Below are 20,600 nucleotides of genomic sequence, written 5' to 3' on the forward strand. Positions count from 1 at the left end.
ATACGATGAGGCAGGGTGCAGGACGCAGCGCTAAAAATATCTTATGCACAGCAACACAATCTCAGTTAAACTCCCGAGGTATCTCCTGCCCAAGAGCACAGCACTTTTGCGACAACCTCGCACCCTGACGGCAATTTTCACTCAATAATGCCTCTGGCAGGATATTCCTTTCCGGACTTTACCGCGTAATCAGCGAGAGTCTTTTCGTTTTATGTTGAGCTGTTCACAGCTGTATGCAGATAACCTGAGGCAAGCATGAAGCTTTCCACATTTGGCACTAAATTTACCAGTCATACCGGCATACTCCAGCTTATGGATGATCTGGGCAATGCACTGGCCGGCGGCCAGGATATGATTATGATGGGAGGAGGGAATCCTGCCCATATTCCTGAAGTGGAAGAGGCTTTTCGTCAGCGACTTCAGACAATTCTGGACAGTCAGTCCGAGTTCACCCGACTGATCGGCACCTATGACCCGCCCCAGGGAGAAAAAGAATTTGTTCATGAGACGGCCCGCTTTCTCAACCGTCAGTTTGGCTGGAAACTGGGAGCGGAAAACATTGCCTTGACCAACGGCAGCCAGGCCGCGTTCTTCATGCTCTTCAATATGTTTGCCGGTCATTATGATGATGGCAGCCATCGCTGTATTCAATTGCCACTGGCGCCTGAATATATTGGCTATGGTGACGCAGGTCTGAGCGATAACTTCTTCCTGGCTAACAAGCCTGAAATCAAGATCATCAATGATGACATGTTCAAATATCATGTCGATTTCAGCAGCCTGGAAGTGGATGAACGTACCGGTGCACTTTGTGCTTCCCGTCCGACTAACCCAACCGGTAATGTCCTGACCGACCTGGAAGTCAGCCGACTGGACGAAATGGCCAGAGCCCATGACATTCCCCTGATCATTGACGGTGCCTACGGAACCCCATTCCCAAACCTGATCTTCAGCGATGCCAACCCGGAATGGAATGAGAACACTATTCTCTGCCTCAGTCTTTCCAAACTTGGCCTGCCAGCTGCCAGAACCGGTATCGTTATTGCCAACGAGCAGGTTATCAAAGCATTATCGGGCATCAACGCCATCATGAATCTGGCTCCCAACAGTTTTGGCAGCCTGATCGTGCTGGATATGATCCGTGACGACAGTATCATTGATCTCAGCAAAAATGTGATTCGTCCTTATTATGAAAACAAGGCCAGGTTTGCTGTTTCTTTATTGCAGAAGCATCTCAATGGCGTCAACTGGAAGGTACACACACCGGAAGGTGCCATGTTCCTGTGGCTCTGGTTTGAGGGACTGCCCATCAGCAACCAGGAACTCTACGAACGACTAAAAAAGCGCAACGTTCTGGTAGTCTCCGGCCACTATTTCTTTCCGGGCATCAACGATGACTGGCAGCACAAGCATGAATGCCTGAGGATGACGTATGCTCGCGATAATAAAACCGTAGAGCGTGGTGTTGCTATTATTGCTGAAGAAGTTCGCAAGGCTTGTCAGGGGCAATAATCGGTCCTGATTCTACCGTAAAGCTCTGCTCAAAGTGCGGGGCTTTCAAGTGGTCTTGATGAGCCCCGTGTCAGGTTGAGTGAACCCATCCGGATGAGGCCAAAATAACCAGCGTAATTAAGGTCAATACGGGATTGAGGCCAGCCAGGAGAGGTTTTAAGATGCTTTGCCAGTGAATGGGGGGGGTTGCACGTTAGGTGACTGCTTGAGGTAATGGGCTTGCAGAATACCTGCTATCTGCCGCCTGTTCACTCTTTCATAAGCCTGATAAACTGAATAGACCGGCTGAGATTGTCTGGAATCACACCATGAATAATGATCAGAAAACACTTTATGAGTCCGACTTCTATAGCTGGACAAAACAGCAGGCTCAACTCATTAAAGAACGCCGGTTCGACGAACTCGATCTCGATAACCTTGCCGAAGAAGTGGAAGATATGGGGAAGCATGAGCCGCGTTCATTGACCAGTCACTTGATGCAACTGCTCATGCATTTATTAAAATGGCAGTATCAGCCAGAGCGACGTTCAAGAAGCTGGCGCGACTCCATTATTTTGCAAAGAGCCAAGGCTAAAGATGTACTGGATGAAAACCCCGGCCTGAAGCCCAGGAAGGCAGAACTGTACAAAAAAGCCTACAAAAAAGCCGTCGTCCTTGCGGCCAGGCAAACCGAGTTACCCCTTGAAACCTTCCCTTCAGAATGTCCGTGGACGTATGAAGCAGTCATGCACGATGACTTTCTTCCAGAGAATCCGCCTCACTAGCCGCCATGCGCCTGCGGTGCTTGTGCAGGCGGTTGCCTTCACAGTAAGCACAGCCACCGTGATTGTGCCAGAACCATCCCTGTTCAGCGGTGCATCTTTCCATAAACGGTACAGAGCCTGTCTTGGCTTGCGCTTGGTTCGACTCATAATCCCCCGCCATAATCACGGCGGTCACGGTATCGGTACCCTCTAACTCAATCTGCCACCGTGAACCCCGACCGGCAGGCAGACGAAAGCCCCGATCTGAAGTCAGATCAAACTTTGTCTCGAAATTGTCCCCTACAGAGGACTCCGGCTTGCAATCCATCCATTCAAATCTACATTAACAGCTAGTTCCATAGCTCGTTTTTCTTCGCTGAAAACAGAGCCATTCTTGTAAAACGGTTCTTTCAGAAAAGATGTAAATTCATAGTGCGGTTTCATATTCCAGTTTGGACGAGATCCCTTCCAAGGCTTTGCATCTGCAAAGTAAATCCACAGGTACTGTGTCATGTACAAAAGCCAATTCCCGTCACGTCTCGCTCAAGTCTTCACTCTGTCGCTAATCATGTCACTGTTCATAGTAATGGGTAGTCAGGCCGAATCCCCTACACCTGCGGAAGCTAACCATCTGGTGCCATTGGAACAAATCATCAGTCAGATTCGGAAAAAGTACGGTGAGGTCATCATTCAAAACGTTCGTCTTACAGAAGAAGACAGACGCAGGGTCAGGGTCATTGACTTTACTGACAGTAGAAACAGAAACCAGCGTGCAGTCGTTGATGCCCAATCAGGCAAGGTCATTGAAGTTGCCCAATTGCAGACGCCCATGCCGCTGGAAAAAATCATAGAGAAAGTCAAAAGCAAGCATTCTGTTGCGGTCATCCTGAAAACAAGGACCGACATGCGAAATGGCCAGCGGGTTCGAATCATTGACTTTATAGACAAAAAACAAAAGCGCTGGTCTACGACGCTTGATGCCTATACCGGAATGCTCGTTGATGATATCACCTACACAGTGCAACCTCAGGGTAAACTTGTGTCCCTGAGTCAGGTCATAACAAAGGCCAGAGAAACTCACAATAGTATTGTGATTCTGAAAACCCGACTGGCACGCTGGAAGAAACAGCAGGTTCGGGAAATTTATTATCTGGATGAGAGTCGCTTCAAGAAAAGGCTGGTCGTAAATGCCTCTAGTGGAGATGTCATTGAAGATCGCCCCTACCCGTCGCTGCTCTAGTCGTCGCTATAAAAGTCCGGCATACCCGGCTTCTGACTTCAGGTACTCCACGATAATATATGGGCAATCAGCCAATCGGTGGCTTAAAATCAAAAACATAACGTAAGCACTTACTGATTACGGGAGCCGCACCTGCTCTGACTGGTAACGGCAGACGTATTTCTACGTAGTGCTATCCGGTTTTTGCGCATATATTCTAACGCCCGCTGGAGTCTTGTGCCTGTTCGTCTGGAGTGCCGCCGAAAGATGCGACAAATGTCCACAGCAAGCAACCATGCGCCTAACAAAAAGCAAGAGTAAAACGATGGATTTCAGACTGCCCAACCAACCTTTCCTGAAACTGCTTGATTTCACAGCAGAGGATATTGCCTCGTTGCTCGATCTGTCCCTGCAACTGAAGCAGGCCAGGAAAAGCGGCAATGAACCCCGCTTTCTTCAGGGTCGCAACATCGCATTGATTTTTGAAAAAGCATCCACCCGAACCCGCTGTGCTTTTGAAGTAGCCAGCTTTGATCAGGGTGCAAATGTGACCTACATTTCCGGTGGCTCACAGATGGGCAGTAAGGAATCGGTAAAAGACACCGCCAGGGTTCTGGGCAGAATGTATGATGGTATTGAGTTCCGTGGCCATTCCCAGCAGCATGTTGAAGAACTGGCAAAATACTCAGGCGTTCCCGTTTGGAATGGCCTGACCGACGACTGGCACCCGACTCAGGTCCTGGCCGACTTTCTGACCATGCTGGAACATGGCAAGGGTCGTCCTCTGAGTAAACTTAAGCTCTGTTATACTGGCGATGGCCGGAACAATGTGGCGAACTCACTGCTGGTGGGTTGTGCCAAGATGGGCGTCGACTTCAGAATTGCCGCTCCAAAAGGATACACCCCTGCCCCCGAACTGCTGAATCTCTGCGAGCCAATAGCAGAAAAATCCGGAGCAAGAATCACCGTTACCCAGTCCGCTGAAGAAGCCGTCTCAGAATGTGACTTTATCTATACCGATGTTTGGGTCTCCATGGGAGAGCCGGTAGAAGCCTGGGACGAGCGTGTACGTCTGATGTCACCCTATCAGGTAAATACCTCTATGCTGGAAAAAACAGGAAACCCTGACGTCCGGTTCCTGCATTGTCTGCCTGCTTTCCACAACGATGAAACCACGATTGGCCGTGAGATTGCCAGCAAGTACAACATGTCGGGTCTGGAAGTGACAGAAGACGTTTTTGAGTCCGGGCACTCCATTGTTTTTGATCAGGCAGAAAACCGTATGCATACCATCAAGGCAGTGATGGTGGCGACACTGGGAGCTTGATCGGTCAGGTAAAAGCCGGGGCCATCAAAGGAAAATATTGTTCGCGTCAGGAATGAACCTGACAAAGTCTGGACACTGAAACGTCTGGAATTGTCTACTATTGAGTAAATTTTGCTACATATCCAAGTTGCTGGCTGACACTGTGGAGCTAACACTCCAAAACCTCCGGCAACCCGTTAGCACCTGATTGCCGTTTTCATAACTTTATAGGCGACAGGTAACTTATGATTAACCGGAGGCCCTTCGATCCGGGCCTGAATGACCATGATTTTATTTTGTGGAATGTCAGAAGCGCATGGTGATTAAGTTCTGACGACTCCGGTCAATCGTGCCAATTTTCCAGTTCCCAAGCCGTATAGAGGAGCAGCAATGCCCCAGAGTCTATTGCGATACACCAACATTCTCAGCATCGTTGGTGACTTGATTCGCGTTCAAGTGCCTAACCTGACGGAAGGCAATGCCCGGGCCAGCTATGGCGATCTGGCGATGATCGAACAAAACGGACAGGTGTATTCTCTGGCCCAGATCATCAAGATCGATCAGGAAGAAGTTTCCCTGCAGGTGTTTGCCGGGACCAAGGGTCTGTCCACTGATGCCTCCGTCTGCTTCCTGGGTGAGCCTATGAAGGCCACCTATTCTCCCAACATCCTGGGTCGTATCTTCAACGGTGCCGGTGAGCCCATTGATGGCGGTCCGGGGCTGGAACAGGACCCCAAGGTTGAAATCGACGGCCCGTCGGTAAACCCTGTCCGTCGTGTACTGGCATCAAGAATGGTACGAACCAATGTTCCAATGATTGACGTATTCAACACTTTGGTTGAATCACAGAAGATCCCTATCTTCTCTGTTGCCGGTGAACCCTACAATCGCTTTCTGGCTCGTATTGCCATTCAGGCTGAAGCTGACGTGGTAGTGTTTGCTGGCATGGGCCTGATCTTCGATGACTACCACTTCTTTCGCACAACTTTTGAAGAAGCCGGTGTATCTTCCCGTACCGTCATGTTTACCAATCAGGCCTCTGACCCTACTGTAGAACGTCTTCTGACGCCCGATATGGCTCTGGCAGTAGCAGAGCATTTTGCTGTCAACGAGAGCAAGAAAGTTCTGGTTTTGCTGACCGACATGACCTCCTACGCTGACGCCATGAAAGAGATCGGCGTCGCCATGGATAAGATCCCGGCTAACCGCGGTTACATGGGTGACCTCTACTCTCAGCTGGCCAAACGTTACGAAAAAGCCTGTGACTACAAGGGCGCTGGTTCTGTCACCATCCTTGCGGTCACCACCATGCCGGGCAACGATGTGACTCATCCGGTTCCGGATAACACCGGTTACATTACCGAAGGTCAATTCTACCTGCACAATGGTGTCATTGATCCGTTCGGTTCACTTTCCCGCCTGAAACAGATGATTCAGGGCAAAGAAACCCGGGACGACCACGCGCATATCATGAACACCATGATCCGATTCTACTCTGACTCCGTGAATGCCCAGCAAAAACAGGCCATGGCCTTCGAACTGTCGAGCTACGACCTGAAAGCCATTGCTTTTGGTGAAAAATTCAAGAACCGCTTCATGGTTCTTGAAGCCCGGATGGGTCTGGAAGAAGCTCTGGATCTTTGCTGGCAGACACTGGCTGAATGTTTTGAGCCCGAAGAAACCCTGCTGAAACAGAGCCTGCTGGACAAGTACTGGCCCGGTCTCGCTGAAGCCGGGGAGTCCGCCGGGGCCACTGAAAAGTCTGACTCGGATACAACGGCTGCAGGGGCGTAAACCATGGCCAAGGTAGCCCTCAACAAAAGCTCGCTGAATAAAGAGAAGCGCAGCCTGAAGACCTACAACCGTTACCTGCCAGCACTGGAATTAAAGCGCCAGCAATTGATGGCTGAGCGGAAAAAGGCTGAAGAGGCGCTGGCAGAAACCCGGTCTCATTTGGCAGATGTGGAGCGTCTGGTCAGGGAACAGCTCCCGATGTTGGCCCGTGAAGACGTGCCCCTGGAAGGACTGGTCAGAGTCACCAACGTCACACTGATTGATGAGAATATCGTAGGTACCGCGGTACCCAGGGTAGAGAACATCTCTATTCGTGTGAAAGCCTACAGTGATTTGGCCAAGCCGGTCTGGGTTGACTTCCTGGTCGAGCTGCTTCAGCAGATGGTGCGCCTGCGCATTGAGTATCAAGTGCGTGTACTGCGTCATAAAGAGCTCGATAAGGCCACCCGGACGACATCACAGCGGGTCAATCTATTTTCCAAGGTACTGATTCCGCAAACCCGCGAGAGTATCCAGAAAATCCAGATCTACCTGTCTGATCAGGATCGAGCCAACGTCATGAACGCCAAGCTCTCCAAAGGTAAAGTACTGGCTCAGGAAGCGAAGCTGGCCAAGGCCCGTGAACAGGAATCAGGGGAGGCAGTCAATGGCCATTAAACGACTGAATAAAATGACTCTCTACGGGCCCGGGGAAGAGAAAACCCGAATTCTTCAGGCGCTTCAGGCTCTGGGATGCATGCATCTGATTCCATTGTCCGATAATACGGTGGATCAAAGCCTGCGTATGCAACCGGCACAGGCCACTGAAGCTCTGGCCTGGCTGGAGCGGTCACCGCGTACCCGTCGACAGCTCAAAGACAAAAATCAGGCCTGCATTGATCAGATCGTTGCCGAGGTGCTCGACAACAAGACCTCTGTTCGGGAAGTGTCTGATGCCCGTGACAAATTGATTGAGCGAATCCGTGAAGTGCGTCAATGGGGTGAATTCAGCTTACCCAAACTGTCAGACCTGAATGGCCAGCGCTTCTGGTTCTATGTGGTTCCTCTGAGCAAAATGGAGACCCTTTCCGATGCTCTGAAAGAAAATGACCTGCCCTGGGAGGAGATTCACAGGGATTCTCGCGAAGCTTATGTGATCGTCATTTCCAGCAGTGAACCGGCAGAGGACCTGTTGCCAGTCCCTCGCTCCCATGTGGGTATGGTGCCTCTTTCCAGACTGGAAATGGAACTGGAAGAGTCCGAGCATTTGCTGGAAGAACTGCTGGCAGAGCGGGAAGCTTTGACCCGCTGGAACTACCTGCTGGGCCAGGCAGTTGCAGCCAAACAGGATCAGGCAGCCCTGGAAGAGGCCAGCAGTGGCACTCAGGATGAGGAAACCTTCTTCCTGCTTCAGGGCTGGGTAGCGGTATCTGAGAAAAAAGCGGTGGAAGCTTTCTGTCTGAAAAACAGCGTTGCAGCCATCTTCGAAAAGCCCTCTGAAGAGGACAACCCGCCTACCCTGCTGGAAAAATCTGACAGTATTGGTGGCGGTTCAGATGCACTGGGCTTCTTCCAGACGCCCAACTACCGCACCTGGGATCCGGGTAATCTGGTCTTTTACTCGTTTTCACTGTTCTTCGCCATGATCATGAGTGACGCCATGTACAGCCTGCTGTTTGGTGGCATCGTGTTCATGTTCCGCAAGAACCTGAAAAAAACCGAGGCCGGTTCACGCCTGATGAATTTGGCTTACTTCATGTCAGCAGCGGGTGTTGTCTGGGGTATTCTGATCGGCAGTTACTTTGGTGTGGCGCCGGATTCGGGAAGTGTTCCCGGTCAACTGGCCGTTGTCAACCTGAACGACTACAACGCCATGATGAAACTGTCAGTCTTTGTCGGTGTGACGCATTTGATCATCGCCAACATCATGACGGCAGTGGTTAATCGAAAAAGCAGTTATGCGCTCGCCCCGATCGGTTGGGCAGTCATTATGGGCTCAGGTTTGTCCATATGGTTGGGCATGACTCACACCCTGCCGTCGATTTTTGCCGACAGGGTTGGACCGGCAGGCCTGGTCATAGGTGCTTTACTGGTTTTCCTGTTTACCAGTACCCGACCCGTTCGCTCCGTTGGCAGCTTTTGCCTGAGAGGTCTGGACGGTCTGAAAGCGGTTTATAACATTACCTCCGCTTTCGGTGACGTACTGAGTTACATGCGTCTTTTTGCCCTGGGACTTTCCGGTGCATCTCTGGCCATGACTTTCAACACTCTGGCTATGGATGCACTGGACTCCAGCCCGGTCATTGGTGTGCTGTTCAGCGGCCTGATTCTGCTGCTGGGACACATACTCAACTTTGCCCTGTGCATCATGAGCGGTGTCGTACACGGCATGCGTCTCAACGTTATTGAATTCGTTAACTGGGGTCTGTCCGACGAGGGCTACCCATTCAAATCTTTTAAAAAACAAGAGGATTAACCATGGAAAATCTGATCTTGGCCCTGGGCTGGATAGGCGTATTCGCACCGGTTGCATTGGGGGCAGTAGGTTCAGCCATTGGCTGCTCAGTCGCTGGCCAGGCAGCTTGTGGTGCCATGCTGGATGTTGAGAGTGGATACGGCAAATTTATTGGTCTGTCGGCAATGCCTTCCTCTCAGGTTATTTACGGCATCGTCATCATGTTCACCCTCAGCGGTATCGGTGTTTCCGATAACAGCGCCCCTGGCCTGCTGGGCATTGGTCTACTGACCGGTATTGCCCTGATGTACTCTGCTATCTACCAGGGTCAGGCGGTTGCCGCTTGCATCAATGCCTCCAAGAACAAACCAGAAGTCTTTGGTCTGTCCATTGCTCCTGCTGCGATCGTTGAAGGCTTTGCGGTATTTGCTTTCGTATTTGCCCTGGTTCTGGGTCAGCAGATTGCGGCCTGATCAGAAGACTGTGAACAGTGAACGGTGGACCGTTAACCAGAGGAATAAATTATGACAGCAGCAATGAATCCTGGCGGCCAGAACGTCTCTGTTGGCGTTCAGGAGCTGATCGAGAAACTGCGCAATCAGGGCGTACAAGACGGTCGTGATCAGGCTGACCGTATTATCAACGAAGCCCGGGCCAATGCCGCTGAGCTGATCCGGGAAGCTCAGGCGAAAGCCGACACGATTGTCAGCAAGGCTCGTGAAGAGGCGGACTTCATCACCAAATCCGGTCAGGAAGCCCTTCAACTCGCAGAGCGTAACGCCGTTCTGGAACTGAAAGATTACCTGCTGGAAAAATTCTCCGGACAGGTCAGTGCGCTGGTCAGCGGCTCTCTGGAGAAAGAAGAAGTGCTCAAGCAAATGATTCTGGAAGTGGCGGGCGAAAATAACCTGCACGGCGAGAAAAATCTGGAAGTGGTTCTGCCACGCAAAGTCATCGGTGTTGATGAGCTGCGCAAAAACCCGGATCTGGTTAAACAGGGGCCTCTGTTGGACTTCGTCACCGGTCAGGCCGCTGAAATGCTTCAGGAAGGCGTGACCTTCTCGGTAGGCAAGACCTGCCAGAGTGGTATCAAGTTCCGTCTTCACGACAAAGAGATCGAAGTGGAACTGAGCGACACAACCGTCACGGCTGTTTTGCTGAGACACCTTCAGCCTCGTTTCCGGGCACTGCTGGAAGGTATCGTCAAATAATGAGTAAAGAGTCAGAAGTTAACAGCCAAGACTGAAAACACCTGACTTTCAGGGAGAATGAAATGGCAGAAAATGCCTATTACACTTTGGTGACTTCGCTTCCTCATATCGATTCACTGTTTGACAGCAAGATCACTCCGATCTCCCGTCTGCAACTGGATCGACGCCTCTCCATGTTGAATCAGGAAGACAAGGATACCCTGATCAAGGTGGAGCAGCTTATGCACTGGAGCCACCTGGGCGAAGACGTCGACGAAGCAGCTCTGATCAAACTGGCCGCCCGCCTGCATGGTGAGCTTCCCAGCCAGACCCTGCGTGATCTGATCAACTGGCGGCTAGACATGAGAACGGTCATGGCAGCATTGCGCCGTAAGATGCAGGGCAAGCAGGCACCGGGCGACCCCCAGTGGAGCTTCGGCACCCGCTATGCCTATATTCGCCGCAACTGGAGCAATCCAACACTGGGCCTTCAGCACGCCTTCCCGTGGATTCCACAGGCTATTGATTGCCTGAACAGGCAGGATTATCTCAGTCTCGAGAAAACCCTGCTGGAAGCCGTATGGCGCCGACTGGACGACGCTGGCAGACAGCACTGCTTCGACTTTGAAGCGGTAGTGATCTACCTGCTGCGCTGGAACCTGGTGGCCCGCTGGACAGCCTACGACGGTGAACAGGCAGTGGACCGCTTCAACGAATTGACTGATCTGGCCCTGGGCGAATTCGTCAACCCATTATCTGGAACCCGTGACGGTGACAGCTTGATTGAGCAGTCATAATGTGAAGAGGCACTACTTTTCAAGTGCCCCTGAGTGCATCGTCATGGCAAGCAGTAAACAGCTTTTGGAAAACTCCCATGAGTGAACAGACAAACACAGAACTGGAACAACAGGCTTCGGCCAAAGTCGTTGCCGTGATGGGTGACATCATCACCATCAAGAGTCTGGGCAGTAAGCCGCTGACCAAAAACGAAGTCGTCTACGTGATGCCCGGCCGCCGCTCCAATGAACAGGTGGAGGAGCAACTGATGGCAGAAGTCCTGAGGGTTCGCGGTGATATCGCTGACATTCAGGTCTACGAAGACACCCGGGGGGTCGCAGTAGGCGACGCCATCATCCAGACGGGCCATCTGCTCTCTCTGGAGCTGGGTCCCGGCATTCTTTCCATGATCTACGATGGTCTGCAGAACCCTCTGGAGAGACTGGCCTCTCTGCATGGTAAATTCCTGCAGCGCGGTGTCCAGATTGATGCGCTTGATCGCAGTCAGACGTGGGCCTTTACGGCAGTGGCCAAGATTGGTGACAAACTGCACGCGGGTGAAACCTTTGGTACGGTTCCCGAAGGTCGCTTTACGCACAAGATCATGATTCCTTTTAACACCGAAGGCGAAGTGGAAGTGATCTGGATCCAGGAAGGCTCCTTCAGCGTTGATACCGTCGTTGCCAAAGTGCGAAACCGGCAGGGTGACGAGATCGACCTTACGATGGTACAGAAGTGGCCGGTACGTCACTCCATTTCTGAAACCTTGTCCGGAAAAGGTAAAACTGAACGTCAGTATCCTGATACACCCCTGGTGACTACCCAGAGAATCGTGGACACTTTCTTCCCCATTGCCCGTGGTGGAACCGGTTGTATCCCCGGCCCGTTCGGTTCTGGAAAAACAGTATTACAGCACTCTTTCTCGCGTTACTGCGATGCCGACATCGTCATCGTAACAGCCTGTGGTGAACGCGCCGGTGAGGTGGTGGAAACCATTGAAGAATTTCCACACCTGCAAGATCCTACCACCGGCGGCTCCCTCATCGACCGCACCGTTATCATCTGTAATACCTCATCCATGCCTGTGGCCGCCCGTGAGGCTTCTATCTACACGGGTCTGACGCTCGGTGAATACTACCGTCAGATGGGGTACAACGTTCTCGCGCTGGCAGACTCCACTTCCCGCTGGGCCCAGGCCATGCGTGAGACCTCCAACCGTCTGGAAGAGATTCCCGGTGAAGAAGGTTTCCCGGCTTACATGGACTCTGCCATTAAAGGTGTATACGAACGTTGCGGTGTCATCCGTAACGAAGAAGGAGACGAAGGCTCCCTGACTCTGGTGGGCTCTGTATCCCCCGCCGGTGGTAATTTCGAGGAGCCTGTAACCCAGGCAACCCTGAGTACGGTCAAAACCTTCCTGGGACTTTCCTATGACCGCGCCTATAAGCGTTTCTACCCTGCCATTGACCCATTGATCTCCTGGTCCCGCTATCTTGATCAGTTATCCGGGTGGTACAGCAATAACCTGTCCGCTGACTGGGTAGATACCGTCAAGGAAATGCAGGCCCTGCTTGTCAAAGGTGACAGCATCAACCAGATGATGCAGGTGACCGGTGAAGAAGGTATTACTCTGGAAGATTACGTTACTTTCCAGAAGTCTTTCTTTCTGGATATGGTCTACCTGCAGCAGGACGCCTTTGATGATGTCGACAGCAGTTGCCCATTGAGCCGTCAGAAGGCCTGCTTCGAGCTGGTTGTGAGCCTGATCGGTCAGCAGTACGCCTTCAAGGATAAAGAAGTAGCCCGTGACTACTTCGTGAAGCTGACCGGCCTGCTCAAGAACCTCAACTACTCACACGATGGCTCCCCGGAATATAACGGCTATCTCCAGAAGATCGAAGAGTTAAGAAGTCAATACATTGGTACCGCTGCCGCGGCCTGATTCTGAGCTTCTCAAAAAAGCCGACTACTGTCGGCTTTTTTAATGAATCCATAAAAAAGTTTGAACCTGTTCAAAATACGACAAGTTACAACGATAGTCCTACTTTACCCGCCCTCTCTTCAGTCTCCCCCCCATCAGACCTTACCCATCAGATAGCAGGTAAAAACGACCTGGAAATCGCTCTGATCTCTTAACTGACTCCCTGGCCAAAATTTAGATATTTAGCCTCTCGAACTTGCAGCTCTCCATTTAACTGCTAAATGTTTTGGGTACTTAAAAATTCTCTTAACAGCTTACCGAAACAGCCGTGAGTGATTGGCAGCCGTGAGCGATTGACAGCCGTGAGCGATTGACAGCCGTGAGCGATTGGCAGTCATGAGCGATTGAAAGTTACTTCCTCGCCTGATGTGGAAATGACTTTTCTCGGTAATAAAAGTACTCAGCTCAGAGGTAGTAGAATGACAAAAGCTCGCCCTAATGCATTAAGCCTTGCAGTGACCGTTGCCATCAGCTCTTCGATTATTAGCACACAGGCACTGGCTGATCGCAAACTGCAGATAAAATCTGCCGATATTCTGGGCAATGGACATGCGGAGCTTACCCATAGTGAAGTCATGATTCGGCCCACCTTAGGTCCTGATGAACAGCCAATCCCCAAATCCTTTACAACCACTTACCCTTATGAGCCTGGGGAAGATGAAGTCTGTCTCTATAATTCTTTGAGCTTTGCAGACGCTTTTTATAATACTCCTGCCAAGGTTTCCAGTGTTGATCTGTTTGAGACAGACGAGAATAACGTTGCTCAGAAATACACCAAAGTCCTGAAGGCCGGTGATGAGGGCGTTTTCAGATTCACCCATAATCTTGAAGAAACGGAACTGGTCATCGAAGTCAGAGGCGGAATGACCGATCGGAATACCATTGAGGATATTCGTAATCAATGGCAATCGCTCGGCATCAAAGGATTAGAACCATCAACGAAAATCGCCAACCCCTTGCAACTGGCTGATTTGCTGGAAGTGGCCAATAACAGAGCAGGAAACCTCGGCTCAAGTGAACACTATGTTCCCCTTGCCACCATTGAGGTAGGAAAAATTGAAGTAGAAGGGCGCACATTCATGCGTCTTATCGCTTCGGGCGATCAGCCCCCTGAACTGCAACGTCTGGGTCAATCAATCTTTGTCAATGACGATGCACTCCTGTCAGCAGCCGCCTCAGCCTATATTCAGGTTCATGTCCTGGAAGAGGATCTACAGCAGCAGGCGCTTAATGAACTGTTGGCACACAGCAAACCCGTCGGGTATGTTGTACACGTCGAGAACGACAAGCGGGTTTATCCTGTGCCTGAGGGCTATCCAAAGCTGGAAGTATCAGAAATTCCGGGGGAGGTGATTGTTTTCCATGGTCAGAAACTGAATCCGCATGATATCGCTGTTGTAGAAAGCATCCATAACCTCTGGCAACAAGCTCAGGGTGATAACCCCACTTCCGGATTAACAACAAAGATAAGAAAAAGGAAGGTCGAAAGCTACCAATACGTCATTCGAAGCAGGCAGATGGCAGTGCTGGAGGAGCTTGTTGCACGGCAAAACGCTGCTGTTAACGAAGGACAGGAGACGCTTGCAGGGGAAGATAATCCGGAGATACCTTCGCTTGAAATGAGAGACAGGCTGGCGATACGTTCGCTTGCATACTACGAGTCTCTCCATCAGGCGTTGGCCATTGCTGCTTCAGATCAAGCCGATGAAGTCGAGTTCACACTAAAACCAGAACACATCAAAATCGCCTCGTCATTTATCACACACACCTGGCTGCAAATGCAACTGGCAAAACACTTCAGCTTCAAACCCGTGCTTAGAAATCTTCTGAATAAACAGCATTTTGTTCAGAATATGCTGGATGATACTTTAGCCAGTATCTCCAAACTAATGAACGATTTTATTTACAATGACGAAGATTTTGCTGACAAAATCCGGCGTGACCTGGCCAGACAGCTGATTGAAGTGGATAACAAGCTCGAAGAGCTTCAGCTAAAAGAAGCCAAACTCGTCCAGTTTAAAAATCAACTGCAGCAAGCAACGGAAAGAGCCGACGCCAGTGATAAGGAAAAGCAGGAAACACAATATCGCTATCAAGACGCTAAATTTGCGTATGAAACTCTTCGACGCAACATGGAAGAACTGGAAAGCCAGAAGCAGAAACTTGATCAGGAAGTCAAACAAATTCCAAAGCTGGAACAACAACTCCATGATGCCAGACTGGAGGCCAGAAAGACTTACAACTCTGAACTGGCAGCAATGCTTGGCATTGATGACTGGGATGATACCCAGCCACCAGAAGGGCAAGCCAGACGTCTCTTGGAGAAAATTAATGACATGCGTTCAAAGGTTATCGCAACCTATACCGCACCAGAAACATCTGATGAAGAAGCTTTACAAGCAAAACCGGCGGCGTTTGAAGGCATATCAGGTACTACTCCGATCAATGAAGAGGATCTGAGTTACAGCGCTAATGGGCCCGTTCCAAATATAGATAAGACATTAGACGCAACAGGACGGTCCAGTAAAGAAGCTGCAAAGGCAAAACCGGCGGCCATTGAAGGCCGGTCAGGTATTACTCCAGTCAATGAAAACGATCTGATTTACAATGTTCTTGGGCCCATGCTAATTCAGGATGAGACATTATTGGAAGGAGCGAATCCAGAGCAAATTCTTGCTCCCATTGAAAGAGGCTGTGGTCTGGTCCCGGTTGACAAAGCTGACCTGAAGGCTCGTGTCCGGGCCATTAAGGAACACATTGAGCACGTCAACCACCCCAGCTACCTCAGGCAGCAGGATGAACAGGCCAATCAACAAACGGTTCAGCAACAAAGCACCACCCGCACAGAGGCTGAAAAAGCAGCAGCCACCAAAGCTCGCCTTGCACTCATCGCCTCACATTTAAACATGCCGGATTTTGATGACAATACAGATATTGACACACAGCATAAACTTCTGGTCGAGAAGATCAAATCACTAAATGCCTTAACACAAAAACTAACCAAACTGAGTGATGATCAACAGAGCGAGATTAAAACACTTCGCGAAGAGAATACTCGTCAAGAAGAAGATATTGCAAGACTTCGTCCCGCAGAACAGATGTATGCAATTAAGTTTAAGCTGAAGAAGCCAGCAGATTTGGAAGCAGAACTGGAAAGCCTCAGAACACCACGCCACATAGTTAAACCGGAAGTACTTTGGAAACTGGGCGCCGTGGAGAAAGCTCTGAAGATGGATGATTTCGGTGCAGAGGACGATGTCTATTACCGACGCAACGCCATTTCTGAGGCGTTACAGACATCCATCACAAAATTCAGGCAGAGAGCTGAGGAAGACGCGCTGAAGGTACTGAAGACTGCAGAAGAAATATTTGAGATCAAAGTCAATGAAGGTGATGACAACAGAGAAAGACTTCACAGAATTCGTGCAATACTCGACGGCGATGATGTCACCGAAAAAAAACTGGATGATATAGAGAATGCCCTCAGCAAAGAAAAGTTCACGTCCAATTACGAAACAACGGGGACAAAACCTGGAAAGCTTCATGAGCTTCTTACCTTTTTTGTCGAAGACGCAGATGAACGAGTCTTGGCACAGCAGACAAGCATGCTCAAAACTGCAGAGGACGAGCTGGGCATCGCCACGAGTAAAAACCTCGCTGCCATAGAAAGAGGTAAGGATTCCGTTGCTAAACTGGCCGAAAAGCTGCAAGTAGATTTAATAAAAGACGCCAGTCTGGAAGAACAAAAGGGTTCTCTTATAAACAGAATCCAGACGTTAAAGCCTCTGGTAGGCTCACTCTCTGTCGATGAAGAAGGGGTCAAAAGATATAAAAACAATCACATTGCTCGCGTACTCAACATTGAGGACTATAGAGATGATGCCCCAATAGATGATCAGGTCAATCGTATTTTAGAAAAGCTCGCAGAGCTGGAAGCAGTAGCAAACACAGCGGGTCAGCCTGACACTCATGAGCGTATCGAAGCTATCGATGCTGAACTTGACAGGCAAATAGCCCGCCTGGGCCCCAAACCCCGATACACTCTTGATCGTGAGGTGGCCAGAGCCAGAAGAGCAGTAGCAGATGCTGAAAGTGAGCTGAAGGCTACTTATCGCAAGCTGGAGAACGTTCGTCGCAAACGACAGATATCTGCCGGTCCTGCTGACGTTAACCCAATCACGGATGAGGACAAGACAACGCCTGATCAGGTAATGAAAAAACTTCAGGCTAATTTAGGCCTGACACCGGTTGACAAGCAAACCACTGAAGAGCGAGTAAACGACATCAGAGATCTTTTACATGGAGAAGATTCAGAGAAACAATATGAAATCGCTCAACAACTGAAAGCTACCACATCAGAACTGAAAATCTCTGTTGACGGTGACCCTGACAGGCTGACAGAAGAGGATTACTTTAATGCCATTGTGACCCACGCGGACACTTATGGTCAGGATGAAGTTGATTATCCAGCGGGCGAACTGCCTGAAACCAGGAGAAAGTACGCTCAGGTCACGAAATTCCTTCATGAGCACGCTTTAAGAGTAATGGAAATGACCCATGCACAGGATGAAGAAAAGCAAGCACAAGAGGAACTGAATACTATAAATCAGGCGATCGACCACTCCAAAGACAGTGATCCGAAAGCTAAAACCAAACTTGAAGACGAAAGAGACGTGCAGGCATTAGTCCTGAAACAAAAAAGAGCAGTCATATCAGAAGCACAAGAAGACCTGGAAGCTCATGTAGCGACTCTTAGAGACCTTGAAGATAACGTGGGCCTCAAGCCAGACCCTACTGCCCACTATACTGACCGGGTTGACGCCCTGAGAAACAAACAGCTGGAGCTGGGAGGGGATGATGGTAGTGGCGGCAAGATTCTGCAGCTGACCGGGGAACAGGACACTCTGAACAGAGAAATAGAAGTCAGGAAATCGGAAATAGATAAATTAAAGAAAGTGCTGCATGCTGCGGAGGAAGCCGCCGAAAATGAAGGTGGTCCCTTCCAGTACACGCCGGGGCAGGCAAGAATACTGGCCGATTTGCACGCCTACATGCAGTCGCACTCCCTCAAAAAACAGGCTCTGGAAGCCGTAATTGGCCTGTCAGAATCGGCAGAACTAAACGGTAAATCGATACCCAATCTTCAGACTTTTGACCTGGACGATGAATTTGCGCCGATTCGCCTGCAGGCCCTGGCCGGGGACAATCTGCCCTTTAATCAGGCCAGTCGGATTGTAGCAGTCTTCAAAGACCTGAAGGCGACGTTCACCTTCGAGCTCGCAGAAGATCAGTCTCTGAATCCTTTGGAAGAAGTCCAGATGCTGGCGAGCCGGGCGAGAATTTACATGAACACCGGGGCACAACAATTCGACGATGAAATCCACGGCATAGGTGAAGCAGCCATTCACTTCATTGAGCATGAACCAGAGGGCCTGAAAAGCTTCTCGGAATACTTCGCTACTCATTCTGCCAGTGGTCACAGGATCATCACTCTGCTGCGTGAAGGTCTGATCAGCAAGGTTGAACTGGAACACTACATGAAGGCCGTCAGAGGTGTCGATGGTTATCAGCTGGTGGATGAGTTTGAGCACTTCATTGGCTATAAACACGGCGTCAGGGTGCCTGAGTTCAGGAAGGTTGTTCAGATGCTGTCCGACAAGGGTGCTGAGGAATTCATGCAGAGTGCCTTTACTCCTGTGACCGTGACCACCAATGGCCCGGCAGGCATGAAAGAATCTTTTGCCGGCATGAAGGAGTATGCCGCTTCTGTGATCGCCAACTACGTTCTTGACGATATTGCCTTTGAAAACGGCCGCAGGACGGCAGCATTCCTGACCAATGTTCAGGATACCCTGACACCTTATGCCAATGCCGTTGGCCTGTCTGAATCAGACCTGATCAAGATCATCCATAGTACATTGATGCAGACTCATGCCGCAGCAGTTGAGCAGCAGCTCAATGATTACTGGATCAAGCCTTCAGCCTTCCTGGCACAGGCGGTCACCTGGTACTTCTCTAGCTACAAACCTCTACTGGTCACCCATACCGTCTTGCAGGCCGCCAGGCTGTCCCTGTCAAACATGGCTTTCCTCTATCTTCTGGACCTGACCAACAGGGGTGATTACACGCACAGGATGCTCACACCTTTCCAGCACTGGTTGGAGCGCTATAGTGTTGATCTTGACCGAACCAGGCAATATGCCTACCACCGCGGCATTGAACAAGTCGCTGAAGTTGGCGGACTGGCAATGCCTTTTGGCAAAGCCGCTTCCTCAGTCATTCTGCTGAAAACCGGCTCTATGCTGTTTAAAAGACAGTACAACGCCAACCCCCGGATGTATCGCACTCTTTACCGTCTGGTGCCCGAAATGGTGAAATCCATGGGTTCCGGACAAGGCGTTCAGGTACCATTACTGCACAGAATTACACCAGAAAAAGTGAAAACCCTGGCCTCTGCCACAGCCGGTCTGGTGCTGGGTCCGGTAGCCACCGTCGGAGCATACACCCATGGTCTTATATCCGGGTTTACCTATGCTCAAACCTTCGGACTGGCTCTGGCATCGGGTCTCACATTCGACTTCTTCATGAACGACAACAAAATGCTCACTCAGTGGCTGGGTGGACCTCTGGGCCGCAGTCTTGACAAGCTTAATCGCTGGCGAGGTGCCGGTGAAACGGAATCTGACTATGTGAAACGGACTGCCATTGCCACACCTCAACGCTTCGGTGAAACCGATAAAGAGTATGCCAACCGTGTTAAAACCAACCACATGATGCATGGCTGGACGCGCAAAGAGAATTATCTTCAGTTCCGTGAACGACGTGATCGCACCATGAAGATGTATGAAAATGGCTGGGAGAGATACTTCAGGGAAAATGTGCCTAAATGGTCATTCTCCCACGCAGAAAGTGTTCCTTACTCTTACACCTTAGGCGCCTTTTACGAATGGCAGGAGGGCAGTGACAAGAAAGTGCCTGTCCATCATGAGAAAAATGCTCCTCAATCAAGCTTTTTACCTTCAGCTTCAGGCGATCTGCTTGATACTGATGAGAAGAGGGGGAAGTTGGATTGGGATGAATGGGAAAACGTCAGTGAAGCAACCACGGAATCGGCAACAACCGGTATTTTCAAATCTGTGACCAATGAAACACCGATAATAACTCCAAGTATGACGTTTCACCTTGAGTTCGCAGTCACCACTCCGACTGCCACCCCCCCGGAAGTGGCGATGACACCTGTTGCTAAAACGCTAACTTCTTCGGCTGGTGAGGCATCCGTGACCAGTCAGATACCCTTGGCGACCCCGGGTGTAACGGCTGCCCCCAAATCCACAACGGCGACTTCATTGACAGTGCCCGAAGTAACGCCAACCGCAAAAGTGGATGACTTTGAGGAAGACGAGATATGGGAGGACATTGAACCCCAACCATTACCCACTTCAACTTCAGCGACAACAACTTCAGCGCCTCTGCCCCCCTCTGCAGCCGTGCAACCAAAACAGGCTGATCCGGAGTCGTTCGACTTTGATGAAGATTGGGGTGACATTATGAATACCCACAACGAACTCTGATATTAGAAACCGGTAGACGATTCCACCATAGCTATCCAAAAGAAGCCAGTATAAAGGAATACATACTGGCTTC

Annotated in this window: 13 protein-coding genes; 12 read left to right on the forward strand and 1 reads right to left on the reverse strand. The window is 50.3% G+C overall.

What is annotated here, in order from left to right; all coding sequences use genetic code 11:
• The first annotated feature begins 255 nt into the window (after positions 1-255).
• Both KBW69_RS06880 and KBW69_RS06885 read left to right on the forward strand, forming a co-directional pair.
• Positions 256-1,512: a valine--pyruvate transaminase gene (locus KBW69_RS06880; protein ID WP_257280404.1), complete on the forward strand. Its 1,257-nt coding sequence runs from the start codon at positions 256-258 to the stop codon at positions 1,510-1,512.
• A 308-nt stretch (positions 1,513-1,820) separates the two neighbouring features.
• Entirely contained in the window at positions 1,821-2,276 is a 456-nt protein-coding gene (locus KBW69_RS06885; RefSeq protein WP_257280405.1) for a DUF29 domain-containing protein, read from the forward strand.
• Here KBW69_RS06885 and KBW69_RS06890 read toward each other — a convergent pair.
• Entirely contained in the window at positions 2,236-2,583 is a 348-nt protein-coding gene (locus KBW69_RS06890) for a hypothetical protein (RefSeq protein ID WP_257280406.1), read from the reverse strand. The two genes, KBW69_RS06885 and KBW69_RS06890, sit on opposite strands and share 41 nt — an antisense overlap.
• Before the next feature lie 183 nt (positions 2,584-2,766).
• Here KBW69_RS06890 and KBW69_RS06895 point away from each other — a divergent pair, with 183 nt between their 5' ends.
• The 10 genes from KBW69_RS06895 to KBW69_RS06940 all read left to right on the forward strand — a co-directional run bounded on the left by KBW69_RS06895 (position 2,767) and on the right by KBW69_RS06940 (position 20,527).
• Positions 2,767-3,495, forward strand: coding sequence for a PepSY domain-containing protein (locus tag KBW69_RS06895; protein ID WP_257280407.1), 729 nt, complete (start codon positions 2,767-2,769; stop codon positions 3,493-3,495).
• Positions 3,496-3,799: 304 nt separating this feature from the next.
• Complete coding sequence (gene argF / locus KBW69_RS06900) at positions 3,800-4,801, forward strand: ornithine carbamoyltransferase (RefSeq protein ID WP_257280408.1); 1,002 nt, start codon at positions 3,800-3,802, stop codon at positions 4,799-4,801.
• 369 nt (positions 4,802-5,170) lie between these two features.
• Positions 5,171-6,574, forward strand: a complete 1,404-nt coding sequence (locus KBW69_RS06905; protein WP_257280409.1) for a V-type ATP synthase subunit B — start codon at positions 5,171-5,173, stop codon at positions 6,572-6,574.
• A gap of 3 nt (positions 6,575-6,577) precedes the next feature.
• Positions 6,578-7,231, forward strand: a complete 654-nt coding sequence (locus tag KBW69_RS06910; RefSeq protein ID WP_257280410.1) for a V-type ATP synthase subunit D — start codon at positions 6,578-6,580, stop codon at positions 7,229-7,231.
• Positions 7,221-9,029, forward strand: coding sequence for a V-type ATP synthase subunit I (locus KBW69_RS06915; RefSeq protein WP_257280411.1), 1,809 nt, complete (start codon positions 7,221-7,223; stop codon positions 9,027-9,029). Before KBW69_RS06910 ends, KBW69_RS06915 begins: the two co-directional genes overlap by 11 nt.
• Positions 9,030-9,031: 2 nt before the next feature.
• The gene (locus KBW69_RS06920; RefSeq protein ID WP_257280412.1) at positions 9,032-9,481 is read left to right on the forward strand and encodes an ATP synthase subunit C; all 450 of its coding nucleotides are present in this window, start codon (positions 9,032-9,034) and stop codon (positions 9,479-9,481) included.
• Between the two features lie 51 nt (positions 9,482-9,532).
• On the forward strand, positions 9,533-10,219 hold the full coding sequence (locus KBW69_RS06925) for an ATPase (protein WP_257280413.1): 687 nt from the start codon (positions 9,533-9,535) through the stop codon (positions 10,217-10,219).
• Positions 10,220-10,281: 62 nt separating this feature from the next.
• Entirely contained in the window at positions 10,282-10,995 is a 714-nt protein-coding gene (locus tag KBW69_RS06930) for a DUF2764 domain-containing protein (RefSeq protein WP_257280414.1), read from the forward strand.
• A gap of 77 nt (positions 10,996-11,072) precedes the next feature.
• On the forward strand, positions 11,073-12,917 hold the full coding sequence (locus KBW69_RS06935) for a V-type ATP synthase subunit A (RefSeq protein ID WP_257280415.1): 1,845 nt from the start codon (positions 11,073-11,075) through the stop codon (positions 12,915-12,917).
• A 458-nt stretch (positions 12,918-13,375) separates the two neighbouring features.
• Positions 13,376-20,527 (forward strand): hypothetical protein, encoded by a 7,152-nt coding sequence (locus KBW69_RS06940; protein WP_257280416.1) that lies wholly within the window; start codon positions 13,376-13,378, stop codon positions 20,525-20,527.
• The last annotated feature ends 73 nt before the right edge of the window (positions 20,528-20,600 follow it).

This window comes from Endozoicomonas sp. ISHI1, from assembly GCF_024606225.1.
In the GTDB taxonomy this organism is placed as follows: Bacteria; Pseudomonadota; Gammaproteobacteria; order Pseudomonadales; family Endozoicomonadaceae; genus Endozoicomonas_A.

Excerpts from the sequence above, each read along its gene's own strand:
- KBW69_RS06880 (WP_257280404.1), top strand. The coding sequence starts at position 256 with ATGAAGCTTTCCACATTTGGCACTAAATTTACCAGTCATACCGGCATA.
- KBW69_RS06885 (WP_257280405.1), top strand. The coding sequence starts at position 1,821 with ATGAATAATGATCAGAAAACACTTTATGAGTCCGACTTCTATAGCTGG.
- KBW69_RS06890 (WP_257280406.1), bottom strand. The coding sequence starts at position 2,583 with ATGGATTGCAAGCCGGAGTCCTCTGTAGGGGACAATTTCGAGACAAAG.
- KBW69_RS06895 (WP_257280407.1), top strand. The coding sequence starts at position 2,767 with ATGTACAAAAGCCAATTCCCGTCACGTCTCGCTCAAGTCTTCACTCTG.
- argF (WP_257280408.1), top strand. The coding sequence starts at position 3,800 with ATGGATTTCAGACTGCCCAACCAACCTTTCCTGAAACTGCTTGATTTC.
- KBW69_RS06905 (WP_257280409.1), top strand. The coding sequence starts at position 5,171 with ATGCCCCAGAGTCTATTGCGATACACCAACATTCTCAGCATCGTTGGT.
- KBW69_RS06910 (WP_257280410.1), top strand. The coding sequence starts at position 6,578 with ATGGCCAAGGTAGCCCTCAACAAAAGCTCGCTGAATAAAGAGAAGCGC.
- KBW69_RS06915 (WP_257280411.1), top strand. The coding sequence starts at position 7,221 with ATGGCCATTAAACGACTGAATAAAATGACTCTCTACGGGCCCGGGGAA.
- KBW69_RS06920 (WP_257280412.1), top strand. The coding sequence starts at position 9,032 with ATGGAAAATCTGATCTTGGCCCTGGGCTGGATAGGCGTATTCGCACCG.
- KBW69_RS06925 (WP_257280413.1), top strand. The coding sequence starts at position 9,533 with ATGACAGCAGCAATGAATCCTGGCGGCCAGAACGTCTCTGTTGGCGTT.
- KBW69_RS06930 (WP_257280414.1), top strand. The coding sequence starts at position 10,282 with ATGGCAGAAAATGCCTATTACACTTTGGTGACTTCGCTTCCTCATATC.
- KBW69_RS06935 (WP_257280415.1), top strand. The coding sequence starts at position 11,073 with ATGAGTGAACAGACAAACACAGAACTGGAACAACAGGCTTCGGCCAAA.
- KBW69_RS06940 (WP_257280416.1), top strand. The coding sequence starts at position 13,376 with ATGACAAAAGCTCGCCCTAATGCATTAAGCCTTGCAGTGACCGTTGCC.